Here is a 16449-nt window from a genome sequence, read left to right as displayed (position 1 = left end):
GATCTGTTCTCCTGTGATGCGGCCCGTCGGGGCCGGGCATGAGGGCCCCGGCTGGCACGCGTATCGGTTTGATGACAGGCCCGCCATGATGCCGGGCCGGGGGGAAGCGCCGCCTGGGCAAGCCCCTCCCCTTGTTGAAATCGGGTTTATTGCTCCGAGACGGCAAAGCCCAGTCGGGCCAGTCTGTCGTCGGCGAAGGGCCCTTTCAGTTGCAAGGCGCCCAATTCGCGCCGCTCGGGGTAGCGCTTGCGCTGCTCATCGAAGCTGCCGGGCAGCCCGATCCGGTTGCGAAAACGGGCGTCGTCCCGGCGCACGTCATAAACAAGGTGGACAAGCTGCTTGATGAGCGCCTGATCCGCCGGCTGCCCCGGCGTCAGCTCGCGCACCTCGGGGGCAGGCAGCAGGGATTGCAGATCCTGGCGCGGGGTGCGCCCCAGTTGCCGGCACAGCGCCTCATAGAGCATCCAGGTGCCACGGGCCTTGCCTTCCAGGCTGTAACCGGCGATGTGCGGGGTGGCCAGCTCGGTATGGGGCACCAGTTCCTTGAGGGGCTCCGGCTCTCCTTCCCACACGTCCATCACCAGCCGCAGGGGATGGGGCCCCTGCTGGCGGACAAGCAGGGCACGGTTGTCCCACACCTCGCCGCGGGAGGCGTTGATGAGGATCTGCCCGGCCGGACGCTCGGCGATCTCCTCGGCTCCCAGCAGGTGGAAGGTGGCCTCATCCCCTTCACGAAGATAGGGGACATGGAAGCTGACGATGTCGGCATCCAGGGCAGTGCGGTAATCCACGAAGTCGCCAGCGGCGCCGCTACGGGCCAGGGGCGGGTCGCAGCGCAGCACCTTCATCCCGAGCGCCTCGGCCTTGCCGGCCACGCTCTCGCCGGTGTTGCCGGCGCCGATGACGGCGAGGCTCATCTCGCTCAAGGTCAGCTCATGGCGTTCCGCCAGAACCAGCAGGGCGGAGAGCACGTAGTCCCCCACCGACACCTTGTTGCAGCCGGGGGCGCTGAAGAAGGGGATGCCCCGCGTCGCCAGCAGCCCCTGATCGATGTGATCCGTGCCGATGGTGGCCGTGCCGACAAACCCCAGCCTGGGGCAACTCGCCAGGAGCGCTTCGTTGACCCGGGTCACGGAGCGCACCAGCAGCACATCCGCCTCTTGCAGATCCGCAGCCTTTATTTCTCGTCCCGGCAGGGGAACCACTTCACCAAATTCCGCAAACAGCTCCACCGCATGGGGCATATTTTCATCAACGACGATCTTCATCGGCACGCATCTCGTCCACAAGGGCCACAGGCGCGCCATTCTAGCCCAAACGCGGCGGATTTTCAGAGGCTTGTTGGCAGACCTCCCTGCGGCCATCTTTTCACCTTCCGGCCTCAGGTGCGGGCACGATGCCCGGCAGCATCATATGTAACAGCCTGTTGCCCTCGCCCCCTTCGCCTTGACCAGAGCAACCTGACTGGCACAATGACGCCTCTTTTTAGCCGCTCGCGCCACCGAACCGGACCCCTTGATGCCGACTCACTCCTCTTCGTTGCCACGCCGCAAGGTGCTTCATTTCAATGCCCTCCTGCTCCTCCCCCTGCTGCTGCTCGTCTGCCTGCCCTGGCAGCCGTTCATGACCCAGGCCCTGCAATCAGGCTGGCTATGGTGGCCCTACGCCCTCACCCGCATGGTGGACTTGCCGGGGCTGGTCTTCACCATCGCCGCCCTGCTGCTGCTCACAAGACACAAGCTGACGCTGGACAGTCGCGCCTTGTTGGCGCTGGCTGGCGCCCTCTTTGCCGTGCTGGCGAGCGACTGGGTCATCAAGAGCCTCATCAAGCTGCTGACCGAGGAGCCCAGGCCCTACCTCATCTGGCTGGAGAGCCAGGAGCTGATCCCCGCCATCCGCCAGTTCTATGGGGGAAGCCAGGCCCTTCGCAGCGAACAGGTCCACGCCGCGACCCAGTTGTTGGCGCTGCCCGCCTGGCTCGGCCAGCACTGGCAGGCAGAGGTCAACTACGCCTTTCCCTCCGGTCACAGCATCGCCGCCATGAGCCTCGCCCAGTTCTTCGGCCTGATCTGGCTGGCCCGGGCACCCGCCGGGGCCTGGCTGCTGCCACTCTGGGCCATCGGGATCGGCCTCTCGCGCACCCTTATCGGCATGCACTGGCCCCTGGATGTACTGGCAAGCGCCCTGCTTGGCAGCCTCACCGCCCTCCTGGCCGCCCGCTGGTGGTTGCGCCACTACTGACCTCCAATAAAAAACGGGCACCTGGGTGCCCGTTTTTATCGCTTGTACGCCACTCACCCCTTCTGCTGCCAGCCCTCGGGATACTTGTAGCCGACGAAGCGCTTGGCGGCATAAGCCTTGAATTCAGGGGAGTTGTAGGCGGCCGCCACATCCTTGGCAAACGGCTTGCCCGCATCGGCGCTCTTGACCACCACCCAGTTGATGAAGTCATAGCTGCGCTCGAGGAAGAGGCCGGAGCTGAACGGGATCCCGCTTGAGGCGGCAAAGTTGCCGTTGATGACGGAGAAATCCACATCCTCACGGGAGCGCGGCAGCTGCGCCGCCTCCAGCAGCACCAGCTTGAGGTTGTGGGGGTTCTTCACCACGTCGAACTCGCTCGCCTTGAGGGGATTGATCCCCTCCTTGAGGCTCAGCCAGCCCAGATCCTGCAACATCAGCAGTGCTCGGGCCTGGTTGGTGGGATCGTTCGGGATGGCGACCGTGCTTCCCTCTTTCACCGCCTTCAGATCCCCCAGCTTGCCAGCGTAGAGCCCCATGGGACCGGTCGGCACCTGGGTGATGGGCGCCAGAGAGAGACCCCGGTCTTTGGCGAAGCTCTCCAGATAGGGCTTGTGCTGGAAGCAGTTGACGTCAAGCGACCCGTCCGCCAGGGCGATGTTGGGGGTCACGTAATCGGTGAACTCCACCAGTTTGACCTTGTAGCCCTTGGCTTCAAGCTGCGGCTTGATAGAGTCGGTGACCATGTCGGCAAAGTCGCCAACCGTGGTGCCGATGACGATCTCTTTCTTCGCCTCATCGATGGCAAAGGCGGACAGCGGCAGGCTGCTGGCGAGCAACGCCAGGGCGGAAAGGGTGAAGAAGGAACGACGTTGCATAAAAACTCCCTGTCAACATGATCATCAAAACGGTGAGCGGTCGGGGGCGCGAACATGCAGTCAGCGCACAACCATCTAGCCATCCAAACGGCTAATTGAGCACACCATAACAGAGCTCGTAGCCTTCGCCAAGCAACAAAACCGGGCAAGCTTGGCCAAGGAGAGGCAAAGCCCGCCGGCCTCTGGATGAGAAATCTTTGACGGAGCACGCAGTTATGCGCCTTGCCCTCTCCCTGCCTGGCGTCGAACTGACTTATTGTGGTCATTCGATACCCATTTCAACGGGTTCCCATGAGGGCCTGATGGGCTGCTCTACACCCAGGCCACACAAGGAGTCACCGTGTTCGATCATGTTGAAATCAAGGTGGTACGTTTTGACTCCTGTCAGCACTTCTACGCCACCGTGCTGGCTCCTCTTTTGATAGAACTCAAATGGTCTGATGAGACGGCGGCCGGTTTTGGCCTGATGGGCCGCGATCACGTGGGCTTCCTGATTGAGCGGGGGCAGCAGGGCGCCTCCTGCCATCTCGCATTCAGGGCCGATGACGCGACACAGGTGGATGCGTTCCATCACGCGGGGATCAAGGCAGGCTTTGCCTGCAATGGGTTGCCGGGACTGCGTCCCCACTATGCCCCCAATTACTACGCCGTCTTCCTGCGCGATCCCGATGGCAACAACATCGAGGCGATGACCTACCTTGAATGCCCAGACACGGCAAGCGAGTGAAGCAGCGCCACTCAGTCAGCCAACGAAAGCCTTCAGGCGAGGCTGTCCGCCACAAACAAGGAGACATTCATGCTTGAGCAAAACACCACCGGCCTGCTGGTGGTCGATATCCAGGGCAGGCTCGCCCGCCTGGTCGAGGAGAGCGACGCCCTGATTGCCAATACCGCCAGGCTGGTGCAAGGGGCCAGGGTGCTGGGGCTGCCGGTTGTCTGGCTGGAGCAGAACCCGGACAAGCTCGGTGCCACCGTGCCCGAATTGCAGTCGCTGCAGGCAGGCGATCTTGTGCTGCCCAAATACAGCTTCGGCGCCCTGGGGGAGCCGACGGTGGCGACCGCATTGGCCGAGAGCGGGGTCGAGCATTGGCTGGTATGTGGCATCGAGACCCATATCTGCGTCTACCAGAGCGTGCTGGGGCTTCTCGCCAGCGGTGCCGGGGTCTCGCTGGTGGTGGATGCGGTGTCGTCCCGCTCCGCCGCCAACCGGGATCTCGCCATCGGCCAGCTTGCGGCCAGGGGAGCTGCGCTGACGTCGGTGGAGATGTGTCTTTACGCGCTGATGAGGGATTGCCGCCATCCGGCATTTCGCCAGATCCTCTCCCTGGTGAAATGACCGCCATGATGGACAATATGGCGCCCTTTCTGTTCGCCCTCATCGCCTTCGGGGCGGCACTCATGGTGACGGTGACGGGGATGGCGGCCACCCGTCACTATCTTGCCTGGCTCTGGCTGGGGATCATGCTCTTCTTCGGGCTGTGGTGGACGCTGCTGGGGATGCCGCCGCTCCTCGCCGAACCAGCCCCTCTCTGACCATGCCGCCCGGACGGCTCAGCCCACCAGACGCTCCTGCAGATAGTCGTATCCTCCCCCCTCCCTTGGCACGAAGCTCAGCCTGTGGGTCAGACCGGGGGGCGCATCATCGGCATGATGGGAAACGAACAACAGCTGGGTTCCCTCGCCCACGAGGCGCGCCACCATCTCCCGTACCAGGTGACGGTTGAGGGGATCCAGTCCCTGCAGGGGTTCGTCCAGGATGAGCAGCGGCGGATGCTTGACCAGAGCCCGGGCGATCAGCACCAGTCGCTGCTGACCGAAAGAGAGAGTGTGGAAAGGCTGCGCCCCCTGATCGGCCAGCCCCAGCAGGGCCAGCCACTGGTTGGCCAGCGCCAGCTGACGATCCCCCGGCCGGGTATAAAGCCCGATGGAGTCGTAGAAACCGGAGAGGATCACTGTCTGCACCGGGCAGCTGACACGATAGTCCAGATGCAGCGCCGGGCTCACGAGCCCGATGTGGCGCTTGATCTCCCAGATGCTCTCGCCGCTGCCCCGCCGCCGTCCGAACAGATGGAGCTCATTGTTGTAACCTTGCGGGTGATCTCCGGTGATGAGGGAGAGCAGGGTCGACTTGCCAGCGCCGTTTGGTCCCACCAGTTGCCAGTGCTCCCCCTCGTCAATGGTCCAGTCGAGCCCGTCGATGATCACCTGATCCCCGTAAGCGATACGCATGGCTTTCATGACGACCCGAGGGCCGGGAGGCAAGGGCTCGGGTGTCGTCAGCGGTGGCGGCAAACGGGGGGACGTGGTTTCGGCGCGAGCCAGCTGGGCCACCTCCTGGCTGCCGAGCACCGCCTCGCGCTCCCCCGCCAGCAGCAGACGACACTCGCCGAGCAGGCCGAGGTGAGTGGCAAAGGGCGGGATCTCGTCAAAACGGTTGACGATCACCACCAGGCGCAGCCCCTCTGACACCAGGTCGGCCAGCAACATCATCAAAGAAGCCCTGGCCCCCAGATCCAGGCCATCGAAGGGTTCGTCCAGCACCAGCAGCTCGGGCCGCCCCAGCAGGGCCCGGGCCAGCAGCAGCTTGCGCCCCTCCCCGCTCGAGAGGTAGCGATAGGGGCGCTCCCACAGGGATTCAATGCCAAAACGGGCCAGCAGCGCGCGGGCCTCATGCTCCTCACCCCCCGCCTCCAGCATCAGGGTCGATACCCGATACCCCGCCTCCTCCTCTTCCCCCAGCATGTCGGTATTGCGCCGCTGCCAGTCCAGCTCCCCCAGCTGTTGCTGCGACTCGAACGAGAGTCGCTCGGCCCGGACTCGGCCCCATACCGCTCCGGCACGCACGGCCAGCTCGCCGCACAGGGCCGACGCCAGCGCCGTCTTGCCGCTGCCGTTGCTGCCGACGAAGGCCCAGCAGGCCTGCGGAGTGAGACAGAGTTCGGGAATAACCAGGGTGTGGTGGCCACGCAGGGCCAGGGTGGCGGATTGCCACTGCAATGAGGTCATGGGATCGTCCTGTGATGGGTGCGGAGCGCCTTGCTCTTTCCCCTTGTAACAGAAAAAGGGGGGCGCAGACAAAAACGGCGCCATTGCGGCGCCGTGTCATCAAAAAGCGGGGACGGGTTTAGCCGGCCTTGTGCTGCTCGGCCAGATAGAGCCAGGTGTCGACCACGGTATCGGGGTTGAGCGACACGGAATCGATCCCCTGCTCGACCAGCCAGGCGGCGAAGTCCGGGTGATCGGACGGCCCCTGGCCGCAGATCCCCACGTACTTGCCCGCCTTGCGGGCGGCGGCGATGGCCATGGCCAGCAGCGCCTTGACCGCTTCGTTGCGCTCGTCGAACAGGTGGGCGATGAGCCCGGAGTCCCGATCCAGCCCCAGGGTCAACTGGGTCATGTCGTTGGAGCCGATGGAGAAGCCGTCGAAGTGCTCGAGGAACTTGTCCGCCAGCAGCGCATTGGAGGGCAGTTCGCACATCATGATGACTTTCAGGCCGCGCTCGCCACGGCGCAGGCCGTTCTCGGCCAGTATCTCCACCACCTGCTCCGCCTCACCCAGGGTGCGCACGAAGGGGATCATCACCTCGACGTTGGTCAGCCCCATGACATCCCGCACCCGTTTCATCGCCTCGCACTCGAGGGCGAAGCAGGGGCGGAAGCTGTCGGCGATGTAGCGCGACGCGCCACGGAAACCGATCATGGGGTTCTCTTCATGGGGTTCGTAACCACGGCCCCCCACCAGGTTGGCGTACTCATTGGACTTGAAGTCCGACATCCGCACGATGACCCGCTCAGGCCAGAAGGCGGCCGCCAGGGTGGCGATCCCTTCCGTCAGCTTGGCTACGTAGAACTCCCGTGGGCTCTCGTAGCCCGCGATCATCCTGGTGATGGTGGCCTGGAGTTCCGGGGTCTGCTGATCGAACTCCAGCAGCGCCTTGGGGTGGACCCCGATCATGCGGTTGATGATGAACTCGAGGCGGGCCAGGCCCACGCCGGCATTCGGCAACTGGGCAAAATCGAAGGCGCGGTCCGGATTGCCGACGTTCATCATGATCTTGATGGGCAGGCGCGGCATGTTGCCTACCTCGGTCACCGCCACGTCAAAGTCGAGCTCGCCGTCATAGATGAAGCCGGTATCCCCTTCCGCACAGGAGACGGTGATGAGCTGACCATCCTGGATGTGGTCGGTGGCGTTGCCGCAACCCACCACTGCCGGAATGCCAAGCTCCCGGGCGATGATGGCGGCGTGACAGGTGCGTCCACCCCGGTTGGTGACGATGGCGGAAGCGCGCTTCATGATGGGCTCCCAATCCGGATCGGTCATGTCGGTGACCAGCACATCGCCGGGCTGCACTTCATCCATCTGGCTGATGGAGGAGATGACACGGGCCGGACCCGCGCCAATCTTGTGGCCGATGGCGCGCCCCTCGATCAGCACCTTGCCGGTTTGCTTGAGGGCAAAGCGCTCGAGAGTATTGGCTTCCTGGCGGCTACGCACGGTTTCCGGACGGGCTTGAACGATGTAGAGCTTGCCATCCTGACCATCCTTGGCCCACTCGATGTCCATCGGACGACCGTAATGCTGCTCGATGATGAGGGCCTGCTTTGCCAGGGCCATCACTTCCTCGTCCGTGATGCAGAAGCGGTTGCGCTCGGCATCGGTGGTGTCGACCACCTTCACCTGACGGCCATGACCGGCATCCCCGGAGTAGGTCATCTTGATGAGCTTGGAGCCCAGCGTCTTGCGCACCACGGCAGGGCGCCCGGCCTTGAGGGTCGGCTTGTGCACATAGAACTCGTCCGGGTTGACGGCCCCCTGCACCACCATCTCGCCCAAACCCTGGGCGCCGGTGATGAAGACCACGTCGTTGAAGCCGGATTCGGTGTCCAGGGTAAACATGACGCCTGAGGCAGCAAGATCCGAGCGCACCATGCGCTGTACCCCGGCGGAGAGAGCGACCCCCTTGTGGTCATAGCCCTGATGGACCCGGTAGGAGATGGCGCGATCGTTGAACAAAGAGGCAAACACATGCTTGATGGCAGTCATGACGGCATCGATGCCGCGCACGTTGAGGAAGGTCTCCTGCTGACCGGCAAACGACGCATCCGGCATGTCTTCCGCAGTGGCGGAGGAGCGCACGGCAAAGGAGGCCTCGAGCCCGGCGCTCAGCTTGTCATAGGCCTCGCGCACCGCCTGCTCCAGAGCGGGCTGGAAGGGCGCTTCCACCACCCAGTCGCGGATCTGCTGACCGGCCCGGTTGAGGGCTGCGATGTCATCCACATCCAGACTGTCGAGCAGGTCATGGATCTTGCCGTTGAGGCCGCTTAACTCCAGAAACTCGTTAAACGCAAAGGCGGTGGTCGCAAACCCGCCCGGCACGGACACGCCGGCCCCCGAGAGGTTGCTGATCATCTCGCCAAGGGATGCATTCTTGCCGCCGACGCGTTCAACGTCCTGCATACCGAGCTGTTCGTACCAGAGTACGTACTGTTGCATTTGCATGTCTCCAGGTTGGGGGGCCAGGGTGACAATTCACCTGCTGTGCCAAGTCGTGTGTTTTTGTTAGTGTCTGTTGCCAACGACCATGAAAACGTTTTCTATTTATTGTCAAAAAAATCCCCGAGCAAGAGTTGGGGATGGTCGTTTGACACAGGCATTCTACAATAGCGACACAAAAAGGTAACGACTCAGGTTTGCAAGCGAGTTCACAACTTGGGCATGGCAGATCTGTTGACAAAAACGATATGGTTTCGAGAGATACTTATTTCTCGCCGCCCTCTGGAGCGCACCACAGGAGTCCGCAGTGCACACCGTATTCTATGTATCCGACGGCACCGCCATCACCGCCGAAGTCTTCGGCCACGCCGTGTTGAGCCAGTTTCCCCTGGCCTTCGAACAGGTCACCATCCCCTTTGTCGAGACCCAGGAGAAAGCGCGCCAGGTACGGGCACGCATTGACGAGCAGTTTCGCCAGACCGGGGTGCGCCCCATCCTGTTTCACACCATCGTCGACCCCATGGTGCGTGAAGAGGTGCTCAAGGCCCAGGCCAGCAGCCACGATTTTCTCAACACCTTCGTGAGCCCTCTCGAACAGGAGCTCGGTATCAAGGCCGAACCCAGGTTGCATCGCACCCATGGCATGGAAAACCGCAAGCTGTACGACGATCGCATCGAAGCGGTCAACTTTGCGCTGGCCAACGACGATGGCATCACCACCAGGGAGTATGACGAGGCAGACATCATCCTCATCGGGGTCTCCCGTTGCGGCAAGACACCGACCAGCCTCTATCTGGCACTGCAATTTGGCATTCGCGCCGCCAACTATCCCTTTATCGAGCAGGACATGGGATCGCTGGAGCTGCCCGCCGCCCTCAAGGCCAATCGCCACAAATTGTTCGGCCTCACCATCATGCCGCAGCGGCTGCACGAGATCCGCAACCAGCGCCGCGCCAACAGCCGCTACTCCTCGCTTGATCAATGCAAACAGGAGCTGGCCAGCGTCGAGCGGCTGTTCCGCCAGGAGGCGATCCGCTTCCTCGATACCAGCTCCCACTCGGTCGAGGAGATCAGCGCCAAGATCCTGGAAGCGACCGGCCTTCGCCGCCAGCTCTGCTAACCTGCAAGGCTGTGACAGCACAACACACCATGAAATAGATGAGTGGCAAGATAACGAAACAGAGAAACAGGATGAAAAAATGATGCCAGCATCGTCACTGGCATCCTATCACTCGCGGGGCAAGCAGGCTCAGGGCTTGTTGAGCTCCTTGTTGTTCATCAACATGCCGTGAAAATGGATGAGTCCCCTGCCCTTGCGGACTCGCTCGCTCAGCCAGCAGGCTGGCACCAGCCCCATCCCGGCAGCAAGGATGAGCACCATGGCGATGTGGTTCACCAGGTAATCCGCTCCCAACCAGCCCCAGACAACAAGGCTGCTCATCGCCATCGTCAGCAACATGGGGGATAACCCGATCCCGAGCCAGAGCACGGCCATCACCAGGCCACCGACTATGCGCTCCATCATATGAGTCCCTTTTTATCAAAGGGAAACAACGCCATGAAAACCGAGCTGAGTCAATAGATGGAAATCCATCAGAACACAAAACTAGCAACCACTCTCAAACCCCCTTTCCAGGTCATGAAAAACCTGCATGTCGCACAAAATAGCAGCCAATGATGAGGAAAACAGGTGCATGAATGGTCGATTATCACTATTCTGCTCGGGTTGGTAGCCGCTACAAAAAACAGCCAGCGGCAAACCGTAACGATATAAATACGGATTTCGTCACGTTTTCGGCACAAGATGCCGCGCCAGGCAGAGGACGTGCTGTGGCTGACGGGACGCGAGCCGAGTGATTTCAGCGACGTAAGGAAGGATGCATGGATCTTCAACAACACGGCGACGAGCTCAAGCGCGGTCTGAAAAACCGCCATATCCAGCTTATCGCACTGGGCGGTGCCATCGGTACAGGCCTGTTCCTCGGCATTGCCGACACCATCAAGATGGCGGGCCCTGCGGTGCTGCTGGGCTATGCCATCGGCGGCTTCATCGCCTTCCTCATCATGCGCCAGCTGGGCGAGATGGTGGTGGAAGAGCCGGTTGCCGGCTCATTCAGCCATTTTGCCTACAAGTACTGGGGTGACTTCGCCGGCTTCGCCTCCGGCTGGAACTACTGGGTGCTCTATGTGCTGGTGAGCATGGCCGAGCTGACGGCAGTCGGTATCTATGTCCAGTACTGGTGGCCCGAGATCCCGACCTGGATGTCGGCGGCCTTCTTCTTCGTGCTGATCAACGCCATCAACCTCTCCAACGTCAAGGCGTTCGGCGAGATGGAGTTCTGGTTCGCCATCATCAAGGTGGTCGCCATTCTCGGCATGATCGGATTCGGCGGCTGGATGCTGTTCTCCGGCAGCGGCGGCCCCGAGGCCACGGTCAGCAACCTCTGGGCCCAGGGTGGCTTCTTCCCCAACGGCGTCGGCGGGCTGGTGATGGCAATGGCCTTCATCATGTTCTCCTTCGGCGGTCTGGAGCTGGTCGGCATCACGGCAGCAGAAGCGGACAATCCCGAGAAGAGCATCCCCAAGGCCACCAATCAGGTGATCTACCGCATCCTCATCTTCTACATCGGTGCCCTCACCGTACTGCTCTCCCTCTATCCCTGGGGCAAGGTAGTGGAAGGCGGCAGCCCGTTCGTGATGATCTTCCATGCGCTCGACAGCAACCTGGTAGCCAACGTACTTAACCTGGTGGTGCTGACCGCCGCGCTGTCGGTGTACAACAGCTGCGTCTACTGCAACAGCCGCATGCTGTTTGGCCTGGCCAAGCAGGGCAACGGCCCCAAGGCCCTGCTCAAGACTAACAAGAGCGGCGTGCCCCTGACCGCCATCACCATCTCGGCCGCGGCCACCCTGCTGTGCGTGCTCATCAACTATTTGATCCCGGGCAAGGCCTTTGGTCTGCTGATGTCTCTGGTGGTCTCCGCCCTGGTCATCAACTGGGCCATGATCAGCCTGGCGCACCTCAAGTTCCGCAAGGTGAAGGCTGCAGAAGGCGTCACCACCAAGTTCAAGGCACTGTGGAGCCCGTTTGGCAACTACCTCTGCCTCGCCTTCATGGCCGCCATCCTGGTGATCATGTACATGAACGACGGCACCCGCATCTCGGTCGAGCTGATCCCGGCCTGGGTCCTGGTACTCGGTATCGGATATCTGCTCAAACAGAAGAGCCAACGCAAGCTGGCGACCAACCTGGGCTAGGCATCAAGCCTCCTCCAACAAAAATGCCGGTCAGTGACCGGCATTTTTTTATTCCATTCCCGTTTCACCTGACCCAGTTCGCGGCTCGCTTGTCCTGCCAGCCCCTGCAATGACAAACCCGAGGGGTTGCCTCGGGTTTGAGTGATGGACAAAGGGGCTGTGTTATTCCAGCAGGAAGACGGCTTCTACATTGTCAGTGATGCTGATCTGCTGCTGTTGATAGCTGTTTTCCATCATGTCGGCGGCAGGGGCTGCCGCAGCCTTCATGGCACGGGTATAGACCGGCATGGGGGAACTGTTGCGGTATTCAACGCTATACACTTTGCCAAGCTTCATGCCGAAAGCCTTGGCCAGGGATTCCGCCTTGCTCGTGGCATCAGCGACAGCACCAAGCCGGGCCTGCTCCTTGATGACCTGTGGTGACTTCAGGCCGTACTCTATCTGGGTCACGGACTCCAGACCCGCCTTGAGGGCGGTGTCCATCAGCTGGCTCAACTTGTCGAGCTGGTAGAGTTTGACCGCCAGCTGACGCTGGGCACGGTAACCCACCATTTCGGGTTGCTTGTTCTGGGGGTACTGGTACTCGGGGGAGATCACCAGATTGCCAGCCTCCACGTCGCTGCGCTTGATGCCGAGGCTCTCCAGCTGGCCAAAGAAGGCTGCTACCTTGGTATCTACCTGCTGTTTGGCCTTGATGCCCTGCTTCTCCAGTGCCGTGACGGCGACATTGAGCGTCAGCATGTCTGGTTCAGCCTTCTGCTCCGCATAGCCACTGACGACCAGATGGGGGGCCTGAGGAACCTCGATGGCAAGCAACGGAGCACTGACAACCAGCGCGGACAGGGTAAGAAGGGGACGCCACATAAAAAAACCTCCATCATTTAGATGGAGGTCATTATGCATGTCGTCGATTGGGATTCATATATCGTGTGTCGGCGGGATCTGGTCCAGCACCTGATTGGTCATGTCGATATTGATGCTGATCTCCCCTCCTCCTGAATTGCCATGGCTTGTCATCACGGGAGCAGGCGCCTGGCTGCCAAACAGCGATTCATCCTCAAAGTGGAACGAATCCCACGACAGAACATGACCTTGTGATGGCAGATTCGGCTCGGACGTCGTCACGACGGCCAGCGCACCCCAGTCAAGCTCCTCGCCGTGGCTGAGCAGCCCCTGCAAGGAGGTATCGCTCAGGCTCTGCAACGAATACTCCTGCTGCCCCCACTCATGGCCGACCAGCACCATCATATGGGGCAGGGGCGCATCCTCTGCCGGCGTGAAGCTGATACGAGAAGCGGCAAAGTCCACATTCAGCAACCCCGCCACCTCACCATCTTCGCTCTCCAGCTCCAGACCGTTGAGCGTGTCACCCGTCATCGTGGCCTGATAGCCAAAGCGGCCGGTGCAGACGATATTGTCCTGCCCGTTCCAGCTATAGCGAATGCCGTCGATGTCGACCCAGTTGAATGACTGCATGGTGACCCTCTCCTGATACTGCAGCTATCTTATCTGCCCACTCCATCAAATAACAGGGGCCGGGCACACCCGGCCCCCATACCCTGCTTACGGATCGACCTTGAGGTTGCCCTGATCCAGCAGATCCTGAATGATCTGCAGATTGGATTTGCCAGCCGTCAGATCCACGTTGTCAAAGAGGATGGTATGAGTCGTGGTGCCACTTCCCGCTCCATCCAGATCAATGGTCAGTGTCGACTTGCCACTGCCCGGACCAGGAGCAAAGGTAAGATAGTGATCCAGTGTGCTCGCATCGGCATGCTCACCACTGAGCAGTTCACTCAGGTCCAGAACATCTCCATTGGCCCCCGTGGTGAAGTCTTTGATGGTATCCGTGCCTCCTGCATCACCAGCCATCCATTTGAAGGTATCCTTGCCAGCCCCACCAGTCAGGGTATCACTGCCGGTACCCCCAATCAGCAGGTCGTCGCCACCACCACCACTCAAGATGTCGTTACCTGCCAGTCCGCTCAGGACGTTGGCATTGCCATCGCCGGTCAGGCTGTCGTTGAACATGGAACCTACCAGGTTTTCCATGTTGCTCAGGCTGTCTGTCCCTGCCCCTCCGGTATTCTGATTGGCGCCATTGACTGTGACCGTGACCCCAGCAGAGCTGTCGAAGTAACTGGCCGTATCATTGCCGTTGCCGCCGTTCAGGGTATCGTTGCCAGCGCCACCGATCAGGAGATCATTGCCTTCACCGCCATTCAAGGTGTCGTTGCCGAGCCCCCCAAGCAGGATGTCGTTCCCGGCATTCCCGTTGAGCCTATCGTTTCCAGACCCCCCGATCAGGATCTCGTCGAGATAGCTCCCGGTGAGTGTCGAACCGCTCTGCACATCCACATACACCTTGGCCGTATCTGTGGTCGTGCTATTGGTGTAGTTGAACGAACCCTCGTAAGAGCTGGGGGTCGCATTGCCGGAAGTATTGTCAAATGTTACCGAGCCTGCATTGTCTGTGACGGTCCCTCCAACGGCTCCCGAGATGCCCGTGATCATCTGGGTCGCAGCCAGAGGCCCGGTGTCATTGGCAAGCAGGGCCCAATCCGGAATGGTCGCGGGGTCCTGGTTAGTGATGATAAAGTCATCACGAACCACGGTAGGACCGACCGCCGGGTTGATAACGATGGACAAGGTGCTGGACGCAGTATCCCCATCGTTGTCTATCACACTGTAACCCACGACCTGGTTTATCCCCCCGACCGGAATGGATGACGGCGGAGTATAGGTGTAGGCGCCGTTGTCCATGTCCACCTTGAGGATGCCGCCAGCAAGTGTAATGGTCCATTCGTTGGTCGTTGTATTGAAGGTCCCGGCTGATGTCCCTCCCGAAACGCCGGCGGAGTCCGTCTTCTGGTTGTAGGTATAAGTCACCCCCCCCACGGTAATGGCATTGAGCCAGCCACCATCGGCCCCGGCACTCGCCGCTACACCGTTGATAAGTTGTCCTGCCAAGGGCGGGGCTACCACGGTGCTCAAAAGGGTCGCGGTCAGTTGGCTGAAGTCAGTCACCACCACTGCAGTGGTATTTGCCGGGCTGGCACCACTGACCCCGTTGTAGGCAATGGGATCCAGTGCAGACTGGGTCGCTCCCGAGCCCATACCGAGCGCGTACGAATTGATGTTGTTCGCCGTCAGGAAATCGGCCCAGTCCTTGGTTTCACCGCTCAGTGTCGTGCCGTCACCATCGATCCCGTTTCCACCGCCAAGCGAGTTGTTGCCATCAGGAACTGTGGCGGGGGTACCGCTCAACGAGCTGGCATTTGGCAGACCATCCGACATGAAGTAAGAGACATTTTGCGCATTAGCGAGTTTACCTGTATCGCCAAAGGCTTTGATTGCCTCGTTCAGTGCATCATCGTAGTTGGTCGAGTCAGTGGGGGTAAGGCCAAGGATGATCGCCTTGGCTACATCGATCGAGACCCACACCCCGGTCGGATTGGCGGCTGAAGTGGAGAAGGTCACGATATTGACCATGACGCTGCCGTAGGCGCTGTATTTGTCCAGCAGCTCCAACGCGGACTTCTGCATCACCTGCATCCGAGTCATGCCTTGATATCCAGATGGATCACCCATACTACCGGAGATATCGAGGATCAACATCAGATTCGTGTTCTGCACCTGAGTCGCCTGGCCTGCATTGGTAACAGCATTGGCAATGGGGGCATCATCGCTGATCACAACCTGCAGGTTACCCGTGCCACTGTCGCCACTGGCATCCGTAGCCGACACGACGAAACTCGGACCATTCGCTGTATCACTGTTGCCTTGAACGTTGTGAGTCAGCACATTGTCTTTGAGCGTGTAGGTATAGTTCACCGTGTAGACACCGGCCGTGGGTCCGCTGACACCGGTTACCGTCAGCATTCCTTCCGTATTGTTGATCAAGGTCTGACTGCCGCCACTGGTCAAGTTGTAAGCCTGCCCACCGATGGTCAAGGTAGTCAGATTTTCCCCCTGGGTGTTGATGGTGAAGCTGCCATTGAATATCTCCGAATTACCACTGGCGGCCGTCCCCTCAGGCAGTCCCTCCTCATCAACCGTCGCATTGCCGATGGTCAATACAGGGACACGGGTATCCTGAGCAATATTGATGGTCAGAGTTGCCGGATCCGTATCACCATCGCCATCTTTGAGCGTGTAGGTAAATACCTCCGAGGCCCCCACGGGAACCGATGCCGCCGTGAGCGTATAACTGTATTCGCCATCCAGCCCCATGGTCAGCGTCCCATACAGCCCGGTCACAGTGAATCCACCGGCAGGATTACTGTCTGAATTGCCGTTCGAGCTCACGACCTGGCTGATTGCCGCACCATCCGCCCCCATGACGTCCACCCCGGCACCGGCTGTACCGCCGATGGTACCCGCCCCGGTAATGACATTGCCCGTCACCGGAGTGAACACACCTTCAGTGGCACTGTCAGCATCATCGTTGGCCGTCGGCACGTCATCCACGATCTGCACGCTCAGGGTGTTCGAGGCCGAGTCCCCGTCGCTGTCCACCAGGCTCACCGCGAAGTCTTCGAACAGGCTGTTGTTGCCGTTCGCCGTCGGGTGCGCCTC

14 protein-coding genes are annotated in these 16449 nt (G+C 60.8%); 6 read left to right on the top strand and 8 right to left on the bottom strand.

The annotated features are described in order from the left end of the window. Window positions 1-146: 146 nt before the first annotated feature. The gene (locus PG887_RS03205; protein WP_270821163.1) at window positions 147-1268 is read right to left on the bottom strand and encodes a 4-phosphoerythronate dehydrogenase; all 1122 of its coding nucleotides are present in this window, start codon (window positions 1266-1268) and stop codon (window positions 147-149) included. 250 nt (window positions 1269-1518) lie between these two features. Between PG887_RS03205 and PG887_RS03200 the strand changes: the two genes are divergently transcribed. Next, complete coding sequence (locus PG887_RS03200) at window positions 1519-2241, top strand: phosphatase PAP2 family protein (RefSeq protein WP_069651435.1); 723 nt, start codon at window positions 1519-1521, stop codon at window positions 2239-2241. A gap of 53 nt (window positions 2242-2294) precedes the next feature. Here PG887_RS03200 and PG887_RS03195 read toward each other — a convergent pair whose 3' ends face one another. Beyond that, window positions 2295-3116: a MetQ/NlpA family ABC transporter substrate-binding protein gene (locus PG887_RS03195; RefSeq protein ID WP_041214971.1), complete on the bottom strand. Its 822-nt coding sequence runs from the start codon at window positions 3114-3116 to the stop codon at window positions 2295-2297. A 340-nt stretch (window positions 3117-3456) separates the two neighbouring features. Here PG887_RS03195 and PG887_RS03190 point away from each other — a divergent pair, with 340 nt between their 5' ends. The 3 genes from PG887_RS03190 to PG887_RS03180 all read left to right on the top strand — a co-directional run bounded on the left by PG887_RS03190 (window position 3457) and on the right by PG887_RS03180 (window position 4649). After that, complete coding sequence (locus PG887_RS03190) at window positions 3457-3843, top strand: VOC family protein (RefSeq protein ID WP_270821162.1); 387 nt, start codon at window positions 3457-3459, stop codon at window positions 3841-3843. A gap of 69 nt (window positions 3844-3912) precedes the next feature. Next, window positions 3913-4452 carry an isochorismatase family protein gene (locus tag PG887_RS03185; RefSeq protein ID WP_270821161.1) on the top strand — a complete coding sequence of 180 codons (540 nt, stop codon included), beginning with the start codon at window positions 3913-3915 and terminating at the stop codon, window positions 4450-4452. Window positions 4453-4469: 17 nt separating this feature from the next. Further along, the gene (locus tag PG887_RS03180; protein WP_223918067.1) at window positions 4470-4649 is read left to right on the top strand and encodes a hypothetical protein; all 180 of its coding nucleotides are present in this window, start codon (window positions 4470-4472) and stop codon (window positions 4647-4649) included. An 18-nt stretch (window positions 4650-4667) separates the two neighbouring features. Here PG887_RS03180 and modF read toward each other — a convergent pair whose 3' ends face one another. Then, entirely contained in the window at window positions 4668-6122 is a 1455-nt protein-coding gene (modF, locus tag PG887_RS03175) for a molybdate ABC transporter ATP-binding protein ModF (protein ID WP_270821160.1), read from the bottom strand. Window positions 6123-6240: 118 nt separating this feature from the next. After that, window positions 6241-8613 (bottom strand): phosphoenolpyruvate synthase, encoded by a 2373-nt coding sequence (ppsA, locus tag PG887_RS03170; RefSeq protein ID WP_048207926.1) that lies wholly within the window; start codon window positions 8611-8613, stop codon window positions 6241-6243. A 307-nt stretch (window positions 8614-8920) separates the two neighbouring features. On the opposite strand from ppsA, the gene ppsR reads away from it, so the two are divergent. Next, entirely contained in the window at window positions 8921-9733 is an 813-nt protein-coding gene (ppsR, locus tag PG887_RS03165; protein ID WP_010675153.1) for a posphoenolpyruvate synthetase regulatory kinase/phosphorylase PpsR, read from the top strand. Window positions 9734-9862: 129 nt separating this feature from the next. Here the strand turns inward: ppsR and PG887_RS03160 are convergent, their stop codons facing one another. Then, on the bottom strand, window positions 9863-10138 hold the full coding sequence (locus PG887_RS03160; protein ID WP_270821159.1) for a hypothetical protein: 276 nt from the start codon (window positions 10136-10138) through the stop codon (window positions 9863-9865). Window positions 10139-10494: 356 nt separating this feature from the next. Here PG887_RS03160 and PG887_RS03155 point away from each other — a divergent pair, with 356 nt between their 5' ends. Beyond that, window positions 10495-11871 carry an amino acid permease gene (locus PG887_RS03155; RefSeq protein ID WP_104454345.1) on the top strand — a complete coding sequence of 459 codons (1377 nt, stop codon included), beginning with the start codon at window positions 10495-10497 and terminating at the stop codon, window positions 11869-11871. Window positions 11872-12033: 162 nt separating this feature from the next. On the opposite strand, the gene PG887_RS03150 is transcribed toward PG887_RS03155, so the two are convergent. The 3 genes from PG887_RS03150 to PG887_RS03140 all read right to left on the bottom strand — a co-directional run. Then, on the bottom strand, window positions 12034-12735 hold the full coding sequence (locus PG887_RS03150; RefSeq protein ID WP_010675156.1) for an SIMPL domain-containing protein: 702 nt from the start codon (window positions 12733-12735) through the stop codon (window positions 12034-12036). Window positions 12736-12789: 54 nt separating this feature from the next. Continuing rightward, entirely contained in the window at window positions 12790-13347 is a 558-nt protein-coding gene (locus PG887_RS03145) for a hypothetical protein (protein WP_010675157.1), read from the bottom strand. 87 nt (window positions 13348-13434) lie between these two features. Continuing rightward, on the bottom strand, window positions 13435-16449 hold a 3015-nt coding region (locus PG887_RS03140; RefSeq protein WP_270821158.1), incomplete at its 5' end, for a type I secretion C-terminal target domain-containing protein.

Origin of the sequence: Aeromonas sp. QDB14 (assembly GCF_027707845.1) — a bacterium.
GTDB lineage: Bacteria > Pseudomonadota > Gammaproteobacteria > Enterobacterales > Aeromonadaceae > Aeromonas > Aeromonas caviae.
Note: the sequence above shows the minus strand (reverse complement) of the source record. Positions and strands in the feature narration are given on the sequence as shown.

Excerpts from the sequence above, each read along its gene's own strand:
- PG887_RS03155 (WP_104454345.1), top strand. The coding sequence starts at position 10,495 with ATGGATCTTCAACAACACGGCGACGAGCTCAAGCGCGGTCTGAAAAAC.
- ppsA (WP_048207926.1), bottom strand. The coding sequence starts at position 8,613 with ATGCAACAGTACGTACTCTGGTACGAACAGCTCGGTATGCAGGACGTT.
- PG887_RS03145 (WP_010675157.1), bottom strand. The coding sequence starts at position 13,347 with ATGCAGTCATTCAACTGGGTCGACATCGACGGCATTCGCTATAGCTGG.
- PG887_RS03150 (WP_010675156.1), bottom strand. The coding sequence starts at position 12,735 with ATGTGGCGTCCCCTTCTTACCCTGTCCGCGCTGGTTGTCAGTGCTCCG.
- PG887_RS03180 (WP_223918067.1), top strand. The coding sequence starts at position 4,470 with ATGGCGCCCTTTCTGTTCGCCCTCATCGCCTTCGGGGCGGCACTCATG.
- PG887_RS03205 (WP_270821163.1), bottom strand. The coding sequence starts at position 1,268 with ATGAAGATCGTCGTTGATGAAAATATGCCCCATGCGGTGGAGCTGTTT.
- modF (WP_270821160.1), bottom strand. The coding sequence starts at position 6,122 with ATGACCTCATTGCAGTGGCAATCCGCCACCCTGGCCCTGCGTGGCCAC.
- PG887_RS03185 (WP_270821161.1), top strand. The coding sequence starts at position 3,913 with ATGCTTGAGCAAAACACCACCGGCCTGCTGGTGGTCGATATCCAGGGC.
- PG887_RS03160 (WP_270821159.1), bottom strand. The coding sequence starts at position 10,138 with ATGATGGAGCGCATAGTCGGTGGCCTGGTGATGGCCGTGCTCTGGCTC.
- PG887_RS03195 (WP_041214971.1), bottom strand. The coding sequence starts at position 3,116 with ATGCAACGTCGTTCCTTCTTCACCCTTTCCGCCCTGGCGTTGCTCGCC.
- PG887_RS03200 (WP_069651435.1), top strand. The coding sequence starts at position 1,519 with ATGCCGACTCACTCCTCTTCGTTGCCACGCCGCAAGGTGCTTCATTTC.